At 72.4% G+C, this 12,181-nt stretch carries 11 protein-coding genes; 9 read left to right on the forward strand and 2 right to left on the reverse strand.

Annotated elements, in window-relative coordinates; genetic code table 11:
* Positions 1-48 precede the first annotated feature (48 nt).
* Positions 49-516: a DUF6247 family protein gene (locus ACIA73_RS31005; protein ID WP_399442164.1), complete on the forward strand. Its 468-nt coding sequence runs from the start codon at positions 49-51 to the stop codon at positions 514-516.
* A gap of 56 nt (positions 517-572) precedes the next feature.
* On the opposite strand, the gene ACIA73_RS31010 is transcribed toward ACIA73_RS31005, so the two are convergent.
* Positions 573-1,280 carry a M15 family metallopeptidase gene (locus ACIA73_RS31010; protein ID WP_399442165.1) on the reverse strand — a complete coding sequence of 236 codons (708 nt, stop codon included), beginning with the start codon at positions 1,278-1,280 and terminating at the stop codon, positions 573-575.
* Between the two features lie 116 nt (positions 1,281-1,396).
* Between ACIA73_RS31010 and ACIA73_RS31015 the strand changes: the two genes are divergently transcribed.
* Positions 1,397-1,831, forward strand: a complete 435-nt coding sequence (locus ACIA73_RS31015) for a VOC family protein (RefSeq protein WP_399442166.1) — start codon at positions 1,397-1,399, stop codon at positions 1,829-1,831.
* Between the two features lie 42 nt (positions 1,832-1,873).
* Here ACIA73_RS31015 and ACIA73_RS31020 read toward each other — a convergent pair whose 3' ends face one another.
* Positions 1,874-4,714 (reverse strand): FAD-binding and (Fe-S)-binding domain-containing protein, encoded by a 2,841-nt coding sequence (locus ACIA73_RS31020; protein WP_399442167.1) that lies wholly within the window; start codon positions 4,712-4,714, stop codon positions 1,874-1,876.
* 214 nt (positions 4,715-4,928) lie between these two features.
* Between ACIA73_RS31020 and ACIA73_RS31025 the strand changes: the two genes are divergently transcribed.
* The 7 genes from ACIA73_RS31025 (at position 4,929) to serC (ending at position 12,042) form a co-directional block, all read left to right on the forward strand.
* On the forward strand, positions 4,929-6,680 hold the full coding sequence (locus ACIA73_RS31025) for an ATP-binding protein (RefSeq protein WP_399442168.1): 1,752 nt from the start codon (positions 4,929-4,931) through the stop codon (positions 6,678-6,680).
* Positions 6,677-7,144, forward strand: a complete 468-nt coding sequence (locus ACIA73_RS31030) for a roadblock/LC7 domain-containing protein (protein WP_399442169.1) — start codon at positions 6,677-6,679, stop codon at positions 7,142-7,144. The genes ACIA73_RS31025 and ACIA73_RS31030 overlap by 4 nt, the downstream gene beginning before the upstream one ends.
* Positions 7,141-7,524, forward strand: coding sequence for a DUF742 domain-containing protein (locus ACIA73_RS31035; RefSeq protein WP_399442170.1), 384 nt, complete (start codon positions 7,141-7,143; stop codon positions 7,522-7,524). Before ACIA73_RS31030 ends, ACIA73_RS31035 begins: the two co-directional genes overlap by 4 nt.
* 31 nt (positions 7,525-7,555) lie before the next feature.
* Positions 7,556-8,257 carry a GTP-binding protein gene (locus ACIA73_RS31040; protein WP_399442217.1) on the forward strand — a complete coding sequence of 234 codons (702 nt, stop codon included), beginning with the start codon at positions 7,556-7,558 and terminating at the stop codon, positions 8,255-8,257.
* The gene (locus ACIA73_RS31045) at positions 8,254-9,522 is read left to right on the forward strand and encodes a cytochrome P450 (RefSeq protein ID WP_399442171.1); all 1,269 of its coding nucleotides are present in this window, start codon (positions 8,254-8,256) and stop codon (positions 9,520-9,522) included. The genes ACIA73_RS31040 and ACIA73_RS31045 overlap by 4 nt, the downstream gene beginning before the upstream one ends.
* A gap of 26 nt (positions 9,523-9,548) precedes the next feature.
* Positions 9,549-10,805 (forward strand): cytochrome P450, encoded by a 1,257-nt coding sequence (locus ACIA73_RS31050; RefSeq protein WP_399442218.1) that lies wholly within the window; start codon positions 9,549-9,551, stop codon positions 10,803-10,805.
* Positions 10,806-10,923: 118 nt separating this feature from the next.
* Positions 10,924-12,042, forward strand: a complete 1,119-nt coding sequence (gene serC / locus ACIA73_RS31055) for a phosphoserine transaminase (RefSeq protein WP_399442172.1) — start codon at positions 10,924-10,926, stop codon at positions 12,040-12,042.
* Positions 12,043-12,181 lie beyond the last annotated feature (139 nt).

Genomic DNA, 12,181 nt, shown 5'->3' on the forward strand with positions numbered 1-12,181 from the left:
CCCCGAAACCCGCAACTAAGCTGCCGCAGCACCCCGAGGAGGCACCCGTTGGACGCCCTGCACGACTCCCCGTACGACACCCCGCGTGAGCTGCTCCCCCGCCCCGAGCGCACCGTGACAGCGCTGCGGGACGCTCTGGCCGCTCTGGCCCCCTCCCGGGTGGCCGAAATGGACCGGGAGAGGGACGGGGCGCTCTCGACCGCGATGCGGCAGGGTTCCCTCGACCCGGTCCAGGCGTTTCTGCTGCGCTGGGCGGTGATGATCGAGATCGAGCGCTTCCCGGAACTCGCAGGGCGCTTCCATCACGCGGAGCGCCTCGCGCAGAGCTCCGAGGACCCGGCCACGTCCCGCCGTCATCTTCGCGAGTCGGGTGACATCCTCCGCACCGCCTACCGGGAGCTGGGCGCGCAGGACGCGGAGCAGACGTCGCCGGTCCTGCGCGAGTGGAACGGGTACGACCTCACCGCCACCGAACAGGCCGATCTGGACGCCGAGCTGAACCACCACCTGGGCTGAGCCGCCGGCCCGGGCCGAGCCGCTACGCGGTTCGAAGCACCGCTCAGCACCTGTGTCTACGCCTCCGGGCCGACCTCCTCCGGGCCGACCTCCTCCGGGCCGACCTCCTTCGGCCCGACCTCCTTCGGGCCGTAGAGGGCCGCGGCTTCTCCCGTCGCCAGCGCCCAGTACCGGTCCCCGAACGACCAGTGCCACCACTCCGTCGGATAGTTCACCAGCCCCGCTCCCGTCAGAGCCGCGCCCAGTACTCCCCGATTGACGCGTGCCGCCTCACTGATGTTGGCGGCGCCGGTGAAACACGCGCCCTCGCTCTCCTCCGGGTCGGCGTTCATCCGTGTGCCCAGGTCCAGCTCGTGACCCTCGGTGTCGGCCAGGGTGAGGTCGACGGCCGCGCCGGCGCTGTGCGGGGCGATGGCGGGCGGGGAGACGTAGCGGCTCGCCGCCGAGTGGAGCTGTGCGGCGGGCCAGTCGGGGTGGAGTGCGCGCAGCTGCTCCTGGTACTCCTCGAAGTAGTGCCGCTGGAGCGCGGGCGGCCGGTAACCCTCGACGAACAGCAGCCGCAGCCCCTGCGGGAGCATCGCCTGCGCCTTGAGCAGCCGCTCCAGCAGTCCCTCCCGTACCTGCGCGAACACATCCGCCGGGTCCTGCTCACGCAGGTCGACCAGCAGGGATCCACAGGACCGGACATCCACCAACCGCTCACCGCACTCCGCGACGGGCACGGCGGCGACCTTCGGGTCCGACATCAGAACGATCTCACTCATGTCTTGATCATCGGCCCGTCACGCCGACTCCCACAACAACAGCCACCACCACAGCCGCGCCCGCGCGGAAGCTCGGCACCGGCTCGGCTGTCAGAGGCGGCGCATACGGTCACGCCATGGCAACCCGGATTGATCTGACGCTCGACTGTGCGGACGCCCCACTCCTCGCCGCCTTCTGGAAGACGGCGCTGGGATACGTCGACGAGCCGCCGCCCGCCCCCTTCAGGACGCGGAAGGAGTGGCACGCGCAGTTCGATCTGCCGGAGGGCGACTCGGTGGACGACGCGGCGTGGCTCTGTGATCCCGACGGGGTGGGGCCCCGGCTGACCATCCTCAGCGTGCCGGAGCCGAAGGTGGCGAAGAACCGGCTGCACATGGATGTGCGGGTGCCGGGGCACGGCAGCCCCGAGGAGCGGTGGGCGCGGATCCGGGCGGAGTCCGCGCGGCTGGTGGCGGCGGGCGGGAGGGTCCAGGAGGTGTTCGAGGGACATCACGTGGTGATGGCCGATCCGGAGGGGAACGAGTTCTGCGTGGCGGCGGGCGCGGCGTGAGGTGCGGTGCGGTGAGGTGCGGCGGGGGGCCGGCGCTCCGGGCTACAGGGCGTCCGCCAGGAGTTCCGCCAGGTGGCGGGCGGGGGTGGCGTTGGTGAGGTGGGCGAGTTGGGTGCGGCAGGAGTAGCCGTCGGCCAGGAGGGCGCCGTGGGAGGGGAGTTCGCGGACGGCGGGGAGGAGTTGGTCTTCGGCGCAGGCGACCGAGACGTCGTAGTGGCCGGCTTCGAAGCCGAAGTTGCCGGCGAGGCCGCAGCAGCCGCCGGAGAGGGTGCCGGTGAGGCCGGCCCTGGACATCAGGCGGCGTTCGGCGTCGTCGCCGAGGACGGCGTGCTGGTGGCAGTGGGTCTGGCCGGCGATGGGGCGGTCGATGCGGGGCGGGGTCCAGTCCGGGGCGAGGGCTTCGAGGGTTTGGGCGAAGGTGTGGACGCGGGAGGCGAGTTGGGCGGCCCGGGGGTCGTCGGGGAGGAGTTCGGGGAGGTCGGTCCTGAGGGCGGCGGCGCAGCTGGGTTCGAGGACGAGGAGAGGGGGGAGGGGGGCGTCGGGGTGCAGAGGATCCTCGGGGTGGAGGGGTTGCAGGGCTTCGACGGTCCGGCGCATCACCTTGCGGGCGCGGTCGAGTTGGCCGGTGGAGACGTAGGTCAGGCCGCAGCAGAGGTGGCGGCGTGGGAGGCGTACGCGCAGGCCCGCGGCTTCCAGGACGCGCACGGCGGCGATACCCACCGAGGGGGAGAGGTGGTTGGTGAAGGTGTCGGGCCAGAGGAGGACGGTGGGGGCTGAGGAGGGGGTGGGGGGACCGGGGCGGGTGCGTGCCCAGTGGCGGAAGGTGTGCGGGGCGAGGGGCGGGATGTCGCGTTCCGGGGCGATGCCCGCGAGGCGTTTGGCGAGGGAGGAGAGGGGGGTGAGGGAGGCCGCGGCGTTGGCCGGGCGGGCGAGGGGGGCGGCGAGGCGGAGCCATTCGGGGAGGCGGCCCAGGGCGTAGTGGGAGGCGGGGCGGATGCGGCCCTTGTAGTGGTGGTGGAGGAATTCGGCCTTGTAGGTGGCCATGTCGACGCCGACCGGGCAGTCGGTGCGGCAGCCCTTGCAGGAGAGGCAGAGGTCGAGGGCGTCGTGGACCTCGGGTGAGCGCCAGCCGTCGGTGATGAGTTCACCGGCGAGCATTTCGTGGAGGAGGCGGGCGCGGCCCCGGGTGGAGTGGGTCTCGGAGCCGGTGGCGCGGTAGGAGGGGCACATGACGGAGGTGGCGGAGGGGGATGGGGTACGGCATTTGGCGACGCCAACGCAGCGGCGTACGGCGGCCGAGAAGTCGCCGCCGTCGTGCGGGTAGGCGAAGGCGACGTCGCGGGTGGGGGTGAGGACCTCGAAGCGGAGGTTGGCGTCGAGGGGGGCGGGACGGGTGAGCATTCCCGGGTTCATGCCGGAGTGGGGGTCCCAGACGTCCTTGAAGTCGGCGAAGAGGGAGACCAGTTCGGGGCCGTACATCTTGGGGAGGAGTTCGGCGCGGGCCTGGCCGTCGCCGTGTTCGCCGGAGAGGGAGCCGCCGTGGGCGGCGACCAGGTCGGCGAGGTCTTCGGAGAAGTGGCGGAAGGCGGCGATGCCCGGCCCGGTGAGGAGGTCGAAGTCGATGCGGACGTGAATGCAGCCGTCGCCGAAGTGGCCGTAGGGGGTGCCGCGCAGGTGGTGGGTGGCGAGGAGGGCACGGAAGTCGCGGAGGTAGGGGCCGAGGCGGGTGGGCGGGACCGCGCAGTCCTCCCAGCCGGGCCAGGCCTCGGAGCCGTCCGGCATGCGGGTGGCGGTGCCGCTGGCGTCCTCGCGGATGCGCCAGAGGGCGCGTTGGCCGGCCGGGTCGGTGACGACCGAGCCGGAGAGGGGGTCGGCGGTACGGACGATCCTCTCGGCGTGCGCGCGGGCCTCGGCCGGGGTGCTCCCGCCCGTCTCGACGAAGAGCCAGGCCTCCCCCCGGGGCAGCAACCGCCGTTCGCGGTCCGGGACCAGGTCGGCGGCCATGCCTTCGACGGTGAGCGGGCCGTACGGGAGGATGCCGGGCGCCGCCTCCGCCGCCGCGCCCTCGTCGGCGTACCCCAGGACGGCGAGCGCACGTGCGGGCGGGGACTCGACGAGGGAGACGACGGCCTCGGTCACCACGCCCAGCGTGCCCTCGCTGCCGCAGAAGGCGCGGGCGAGGTCGACGCCGTTCTCGGGGAGGAGGGCGTCGAGCGCGTAGCCCGAGATACGGCGCGGGAGTTCGGGGAAGCCGGTGCGCAGGAGGGCGAGGTTCGACTCGACCAGAGGGCGGAGGCCGCTGCGCAGGGACTTGGGGGCGGCGTCCCAGCCGCCGCGTGAGAGGTGCAGTTCCTCGCCGCCGTACGTCCGGACGGTCAGTGCGCGGACCTGGTCGGCGGTGGTGCCCCAGGCGACCGAGTGCGAGCCGCAGGAGTTGTTGCCGATCATCCCGCCGAGGGTGCAGCGGCTGTGGGTGGACGGGTCGGGGCCGAAGGTCAGGCCGTACGGGGCGGCGGCCGAGCGGAGGTCGTCGCAGAGGGTGCCGGGGCGGACCAGCGCGGTGCGGGCGACCGGGTCCAGGTCGACGATCTCGCGGAGGTGGCGGGTGGTGTCCAGGACCACGCCGGTGCCGGTGGCCTGACCGGCGATGGAGGTGCCGCCGCCGCGCGGGACGACGGGGACGCCGTGGTCGCGGCAGACCGCCAGGGCGGCGGCGATGTCGTCCGCGTCCCGTGGGGCCACCACCCCCAGGGGGACCCGGCGGTAGTTGGAGGCGTCCATCGTCATCAGTGCGCGGGACGCGGCGTCGAAGGACACCTCTCCGCGCACGGCCGCCCTCAGGTCGGATGCCAACTCGGTCGTCTCGCGCCGTTGTTCAGCCATGCCTCCAGCATGCATGGTGCGGTAAATCGGTCATTGTCGGACGATTTGTCGCCTCAATTATGTGAAGGGCTGTCAGGGATACGAACAGGAACTTTCCCAACTGATCATCAACTCTCTTATAGTGGGCACGCTTTACGGCGGACTTTCCGCTTCCGTTCGATCCGTTTCCCCGTTGGGTTCCTTGCTCCTCTCCCCCATCAGAGGCCTGCTCTCCATGTCCACGCGTCGAGCGTCCACACTCGCCCTGTCGATCTCGGCGGCCCTCAGCGGCCTGCTGCTTCTGTGGGCGGTGCTGGCGGCGCCACCGGAAGTACGCGTTCCGCTTGCCTGGGGCGGTGGGGCGGCCGCCGTGCTGCTGACCGCCGCCGTCACGGTCGCCGCACATACCTTCGGGCGGCTGCGGGCGGCGCGCGAGCGGATCACCCGGATCGAGGAGGACGCCCGCCGCTTCGCCGGGGAGTCGGTGCCGGACCTGGTCGGACGGCTGCGCGCCGGGGACTCGGTGGACACCGCGCTGGCCGAGACCACGCGTGCGCTGGGCGAGTTGGACGACGCCCCCGCCCGCGAGCTGCTGACCATCCTGGCCACCGAGGTGGGCCGGGGCGAGTCCGCCCGCGCCGCCGCGATGGCCGCGTGCGCCAACGCCGCCGGACGCATGCAGGCACTGTCCACGAGCATGCTGGCCGACCTCCGCGAGATGGAGCACCGGCACACCGACGAGGACGTACTGGGCGACCTGCTGCACCTGGACCACCGGACCGCGCAGGCCGGGCGGCTGGCGGACAGTATCGCCATCCTGACCGGGGCCCGTTCCGGTCGCAGGTGGGCGAAGCCGATCGTGATGGAGTCCGTGCTGCGCGGCGCGATGGGCCGGATCAACGGCTATCAGCGGGTCCGGCTGCACTCCACCAGCGAGGTGGCCGTCGCCGGTCACGCGGCGGAGGGCGTCATGCACGCCCTGGCCGAACTCCTCGACAACGCGGCCAACTTCTCGCCGCCCACGGCCGAGGTGCATGTGTACGTCGAGGAGGTCCCGGCCGGTCTCATCATCACCGTCGAGGACAGCGGCCTGGTGATGAGCGGGGTGCAGCTGCGGCGTGCGGAGCGGGCGGTGGCCGCCGATGTGCCGCTCGACCTGACCAGCCTGTCCGGCACCCGGCTCGGCCTCGCGGTGGTCGGCTGCCTCGCCCGCAAGCACCAGCTGAAGGTGTCCTTCCGGCCGTCCGCGCGGGGCGGTACGGGCGCGTTGATGCTGCTGCCGCAGGAGTTGCTGACGCAGCCGGAGAACGCACCGGCCCCGGAACCCGCCCGGGGATCCGCGCCCGCCCAACTCCCGGCACCGGTACGGGAGTCCGCCGCGACCCGGCTCCCGGCGCGCGACCGGGAGTCCGCCCCCGAGCACGGTCTCGCGGACCCCGCCGAGCCCTCGGCCGGACGCCCCGGCAGGCCCGCCGCCGAACTCCCGGTGCCCAGCCCGGCCCAGGCCGCCGACCGCACCGCCGGCACTCCCCCCGAGTCCTCCTCCGACACCACCGGCAGCATCCCCCGCTTCGGCGAGAGCGGTCTGCCGCAGCGCCGCCGGGGCCGCACCCTGGCCGCCGCACACCCGCAGGGTCCCGACGCCCCGGCCAGGCCCGCGTCGAAGCCCGCCGACCGCCGGGGCTCGACCGCACGCTTCAGCGCGTTCCGCCAGGCCGTACAGGGCCAGGCCGTACCGGGCGAGGGAGCGCAGGGTCCGGGCGGCCCGGGCGACGTCACCCCGCAGGGCCGGGACGGCCTGAGCGACGTCACCCCGCAGGGTCAGGGCCACCGGGGCGACGCAACCCCGCGAGCCGCCGCCCCGCAGGCAACCCCGTACGCGATCCCGCAGGCCGCCCCGCCCGCCACGCACCCCCATGACCAGGGCCGGGGCCCGACCGACCCCACCGCCACCCCGCCGCACCCGGAAGGCAACCAGAACCGATGACCGCCACCACCGACGAGAAGCTCAACTGGCTGCTGGAGAGCCTCCTTGAGCGGACCCCCGGCGCCCGGCACGCCCTCGTGCTGTCCCGCGACGGGCTCAAGCTGTGCCGTACCCCCGAGCTGTCCGTCGACCAGGCCGACCAGCTGGCCGCGATCGCCGCCGGGATCCAGAGCCTGACGCACGGGGCGTCCGTCGAGTTCGGGGACGGGAGCGGTGGGGTGCGGCAGGCGATGGCCGAGTTCTACGGCGGCATCCTGTTCATCGTGGAGGCGGGTGCGGGGGCGCACCTCGCGGTCGTCGCCGCCGAGGACTCCGACGTCGGCCTGATCGGCCACAACATGAGCGAGCTCATCGAGCAGCTCGGCGACTACCTCAGCGCGGAGCCCCGCACCGGCGCCCCGGATGTCCGCACCCACGATGTCCGTACCCCCAGTGAGAGCGCCGACAGCACCACTTCCGCATGAGTACGCCGGGCCGCCAGACACGCCCGCCCCGCCCAGGACGCGACGACTCCCCCGACCGGCTCTACACCGTCACGGGGGGCCGCAGCCGCGCCCACTCCGATGCGTTCGACCTGGTCACCCTGGTCGTCGCGGAGTGCGAACCGGCACCGGGCATGCAGTCCGAGCACGCGGCGATCCTGCGGATGTGCGACTACCCGGTCGCTGTCGTGGAGATCGCCGCCGAACTCGACCTGCCCGTCGGCATCACCCGCATCCTCCTCGCCGACCTGCTCGACACCGGCCGGATCAGTGCCCGGCACCCGCGCCGGGCACCCGAGTCCGCCGAACTCCCCGAACCCGAACTCCTGGAGCAGGTGCTCGTTGGCCTCCGAAATCTCTGACGCGAAGCCCGCCGACGCGACGGCCGCCGCTGTGCGGTCCTCCGACGCCGGTAAGGGCGACAGGTCCCACCTGTCCCGCACCGCCGACAACGGTCTCAAGATCGTCGTCGTCGGTGGCTTCGGCGTCGGCAAGACGACCCTGGTCCGTTCCGTCAGCGAGATCCGTCCCCTGAACACCGAGGAGACGATGACCCGCGCCGGGGAGACGGTCGACGACCTCGACGGGGTCAGCGGCAAGTCCTCGACGACGGTCGCCTTCGACTTCGGGCGGATATCGATCAACGACCGTACGGTGCTGTACCTGTTCGGTGCCCCGGGGCAGGAGCGGTTCTGGTTCCTGTGGGACCGGCTGTTCTCCGGGACGCTCGGTGCGGTGGTGCTGGTGGACACCCGGCGGCTCGCGGACTCCTGGTACGCGATCGACCGCCTGGAACACCACGGCACCCCGTTCGTGGTGGCCCGCAACGACTTCGGCGGGCCGCAGCACACCGACGCCCAGGTCCGCGAGGCGCTGGACCTGCCCGACCACATCCCGATGATCACCTGTGACGCCAGGGACCGCGCCTCGGCCAAGAACGTGCTGATCACCCTCGTCGCGCACCTGCACTCCCTGTCGACCACGGCCCGCGCACGACCGGCCGGAGGCCGGGCCCCGGACCCCGCTGGGGCCCCGGGTCCCGCTCAGGTCCCGGCCCCCCAGGCCCCCGTACCCACAGAGAGCGCAGCCCTATGACGACCACACCGCCCCCCGGCTGCCCCGCCCACGCCACCGCCGGGGCACGGGTCCCGCTCTCCGGCCCCCGCTTCCAGACCGACCCGGTCGCCCTCTACCGGGAGCTGCGCCGCGAGCACGGCCCGGTGGTGCCGGTCACCCTCCCCGGCGACCTCCCGGCCTGGCTGGTCACCGGCTACCGCGAGCTGCACCAGGTCACCTCCGACCCGGTGCTCTTCTCCCGCGACTCCGAGCTGTGGAACCAGTGGGGGAACGTTCCCGCCGACTGGCCGCTGCTCCCGATGATCGGCCGCCGCCAGCCGTCGATCCTCTACACCGTCGGCGAGCGCCACACCCGCCGCGCCGCGCTGATCAGCGACGCCCTGGAGGGGGTCGACCCCTTCGAACTGAAGCGGTACGCCGAGCAGTTCGCGGACGGCCTCGTCGACTCGTTCTGCACCAAGGGCGAGACCGACATCATCAGCCGTTACGCGATGCTGCTGCCCGTTCGCGTACTGGCGAAGATCTACGGCATTCCCGACGCGCAGGGCCCGGACCTGGTCACCGCGCTCAACGACATGATCGACGGCCGGGAGAACGCCCTCGCGGGCCAGCAGCACGTCGGCCAGACCATCGGTGCCCTGATCGCCGCCAAGCAGGCGGTGCCCGGCCAGGACGTGGCGTCCCGGATGCTGGCCGGTGGCGCCGGGCCCGACGGCTTCAGCCCCATGGAAATCATGCAGGACCTGATGGTGATGATGGCGGCGGGCCACCAGCCGACCGCCGACTGGATCGGCAACACGCTGCGGCTGATGCTCACCGACGACCGCTTCACCGCCTCGCTCTCCGGCGGCCGGCACAGCGTCGCCGAGGCCATGAACGAGGTCCTCTGGGAAGACACCCCCACCCAGAACGTGGCGGGCCGCTGGGTGTCCCGCGACACCCGTCTCGGTGGCCGCGCGCTCGCCGCCGGCGACCTGGTCCTGCTCGGCCTGGCCGCCGCCAACGGCGACCCCCAGGTCCGTACCGACGCCTCCGTGCTGACCGGCGGCAACAACGCGTTCCTCTCCTTCGGCCACGGCGAGCACCGCTGCCCGTTCCCCGCGCAGGAGACCGCCGAGGTCATCGCCCGTACGGCTGTGGAAGTCCTGCTGGACCGGCTGCCCGACATCGACCTGGCGGTTCCCGCCGAGTCCCTCACCCGTCGCCCGTCCCCCTGGCTGCGCGGACTGACCGCGCTGCCGGTGACGTTCACGCCCACTCCCGCCCTTGGAGGCACCGTATGACCGAGACGACCGCCACCCCCGGTGCGATGACCTGCCCCGTGACGGGAGCCGGCGGCCCGGCATCGGCCGAGCCGATAGCCCTCGACCCGTTCGTGACGGACCTCATCGGCGAGGGCGCCCGGCTGCGCGAGGCCGGGCCGCTCGCCCGGGTCGTCCTCCCCGGCGGGGTGGCCTGCTACGCGGTCACCCACCACACCGAGGCCCGCGCGCTGCTCACCGACTCCCGTCTGGTGAAGGACATCGAGCAGTGGAGCACCTGGCAGCGCGGCGAGATCGCCATGGACTGGCCGCTGATCGGTCTGGTCAACCCGGGCCGCTCCATGCTCACCGTGGACGGCCCCGAGCACCGCAGGCTGCGTCTCCTGGTCGCGCAGGCGCTGACCGTCCGCCGGGTGGAGCACCTGCGCCCGAGCCTCGAAGCCATCACCGGCGCCCTGCTGGACGAGCTCGCCGCGCACGCCCCCGGTGAGGCCGTCGACCTGAAGGCCCTGTTCGCGGCGCCCCTCCCGATGAAGGTCGTCACCGCGCTCCTCGGTGTCGAGAAGGTCGTCAGCCCGCGTCTGACCGCCGTCTTCGACCGGTTCTTCTCCAGCGAGACCGAGCCCGGCGAGATGCCGCGTGTCCTCGCCGAGATCGACGAGATCTTCAACGAGGTCATCGACGAGAAGCGCGCCAACCCGGCCGACGACCTCACCACCGCCCTGCTCCAGGCGTCCGAGGCGGGCGACAAGCTCACCGAGGAGGAACTCCTCAACACCATCAAGGTGATGGTGATCGCCGGTCACGAGACCACCATCAGCCTGATCCTCCAGGCGGTCATCGGCCTGGAGACCCACCCCGACCAGCGCGCCAAGGTACTGGCCGGCGAGGTCCCGTGGGAGAACGTCATCGAGGAGACGCTGCGCTGGTCGACCCCCACCTCGCACGTCCTGCTGCGGTACGCCGCCGAGGACATCCCGGTCGGTGACCAGATCCTCCCCAAGGGCGAGGCCCTGGTCGTCTCCTTCGGCGCGATCGGCCGCGACGAGAAGGTGCACGGCGAGAGCGCCGAGGACTTCGACATCACCCGCGAGAGCGTCAAGCACATCAGCTTCGGCTACGGCCCGCACGTCTGCCCGGGTGCCGCCCTCTCCCGCCTGGAGGCCGCCATCGCCCTGCCGGCGCTGTACGCCCGCTTCCCCGAGCTCACCCTCGCGGTCGACGCCTCCGAGCTGCGCAACAAGCCGGTCGTCACCCAGAACGACCTCGTCGAGGTCCCGGTCCACCTGAGCAAGCAGGCCTGAGCTGCGGGTCTCTCACAGGACCGCTGGTAGGAAAACACAGCACGAGCCGGGGTGCCGGTCGTCTCATCCGCCGGACGGATGTAACGACCGGCCCCCACGAGCGACTACGCTCCGGCTCGTGGCTGAGATCCAGATTCCCGCTGACATCAAGCCCGCCGACGGCCGTTTCGGCGCGGGCCCCTCCAAGGTACGGACGGAGGCGCTCGACGCGCTTGCCGCCACCGGCAGTTCACTGCTGGGTACGTCCCACCGCCAGGCTCCGGTAAAGAACCTGGTCGGCTCGGTACGGGACGGTATCCGCGACCTCTTCTCCCTCCCCGACGGCTACGAGGTCATCCTCGGCAACGGTGGCTCGACGGCCTTCTGGGACGTCGCCACCCACGGCCTGATCGAGGAGAAGTCGCAGCACCTCACCTTCGGCGAGTTCTCCTCCAAGTTCGCCAAGGCGGCCAAGCAGGCCCCCTGGCTGGCCGACCCCACCGTGATCGCCTCGGACCCGGGCACTCACCCGGACCCGGTCGCGGAGGCAGGCGTCGACGTGTACGCCTACACCCACAACGAGACCTCGACCGGTGTCGCCGCCCCGATCAAGCGCGTCACCGGCGGCGACCCGGGCTCCCTCGTCCTGGTGGACGCGACCTCCGGCGCCGGCGGCCTCCCCGTCGACATCACCGAGACGGACGTCTACTACTTCGCCCCGCAGAAGTCCTTCGCGGCGGACGGCGGCCTGTGGCTGGCGGCCTTCTCCCCGGCGGCCCTGGAGCGCGCGGCCCGCGTCCACGCGTCCGGCCGGCACGTCCCGGAGTTCTTCTCGCTCCCCACCGCGATCGACAACTCGCTCAAGAACCAGACGTACAACACCCCCGCTCTCTCCACCCTCTTCCTGCTCGACGAGCAGCTGAACTGGCTGAACAAGCAGGGCGGCCTCGACTGGGCGGTCAAGCGCACCGGAGCCTCCTCCTCCGCCCTCTACTCGTGGGCCGAGACCTCCAAGCACGCGACGCCGTTCGTCTCCGACCCCGCGAAGCGCTCGCAGGTCATCGGCACGATCGACTTCGCGGACGGCATCGACGCGGCGGCCATCGCCAAGGTGCTGCGCGCCAACGGGATCGTCGACACCGAGCCGTACCGCAAGCTGGGCCGCAACCAGCTGCGCGTGGCGATGTTCCCGGCGGTCGACCCGGCGGACGTGCAGGCGCTGACCGCCTGCATCGACTACGTCATCGACCAGCTGTAAGGATTTCTGGCGGTACGCCGACGGAGGGCCCCGGCGCACGAGAGTGCACCGGGGCCCTTTCGCGCGCGGGCTCCTCCTCGCGCGCGGGCTCCTCCTCGCGCGCGGGCTCCTCCTCGCGCGCGGCCGCCTGTCTCTGTCG

The sequence above is a fragment of the Streptomyces sp. NPDC051561 genome, from assembly GCF_044454195.1.
Taxonomy (GTDB): Bacteria; Actinomycetota; Actinomycetes; order Streptomycetales; family Streptomycetaceae; genus Streptomyces.

Excerpts from the sequence above, each read along its gene's own strand:
- ACIA73_RS31010 (WP_399442165.1), bottom strand. The coding sequence starts at position 1,280 with ATGAGTGAGATCGTTCTGATGTCGGACCCGAAGGTCGCCGCCGTGCCC.
- ACIA73_RS31050 (WP_399442218.1), top strand. The coding sequence starts at position 9,549 with ATGACCTGCCCCGTGACGGGAGCCGGCGGCCCGGCATCGGCCGAGCCG.
- ACIA73_RS31035 (WP_399442170.1), top strand. The coding sequence starts at position 7,141 with ATGAGTACGCCGGGCCGCCAGACACGCCCGCCCCGCCCAGGACGCGAC.
- ACIA73_RS31015 (WP_399442166.1), top strand. The coding sequence starts at position 1,397 with ATGGCAACCCGGATTGATCTGACGCTCGACTGTGCGGACGCCCCACTC.
- ACIA73_RS31020 (WP_399442167.1), bottom strand. The coding sequence starts at position 4,714 with ATGGCTGAACAACGGCGCGAGACGACCGAGTTGGCATCCGACCTGAGG.
- ACIA73_RS31045 (WP_399442171.1), top strand. The coding sequence starts at position 8,254 with ATGACGACCACACCGCCCCCCGGCTGCCCCGCCCACGCCACCGCCGGG.
- ACIA73_RS31030 (WP_399442169.1), top strand. The coding sequence starts at position 6,677 with ATGACCGCCACCACCGACGAGAAGCTCAACTGGCTGCTGGAGAGCCTC.
- ACIA73_RS31025 (WP_399442168.1), top strand. The coding sequence starts at position 4,929 with ATGTCCACGCGTCGAGCGTCCACACTCGCCCTGTCGATCTCGGCGGCC.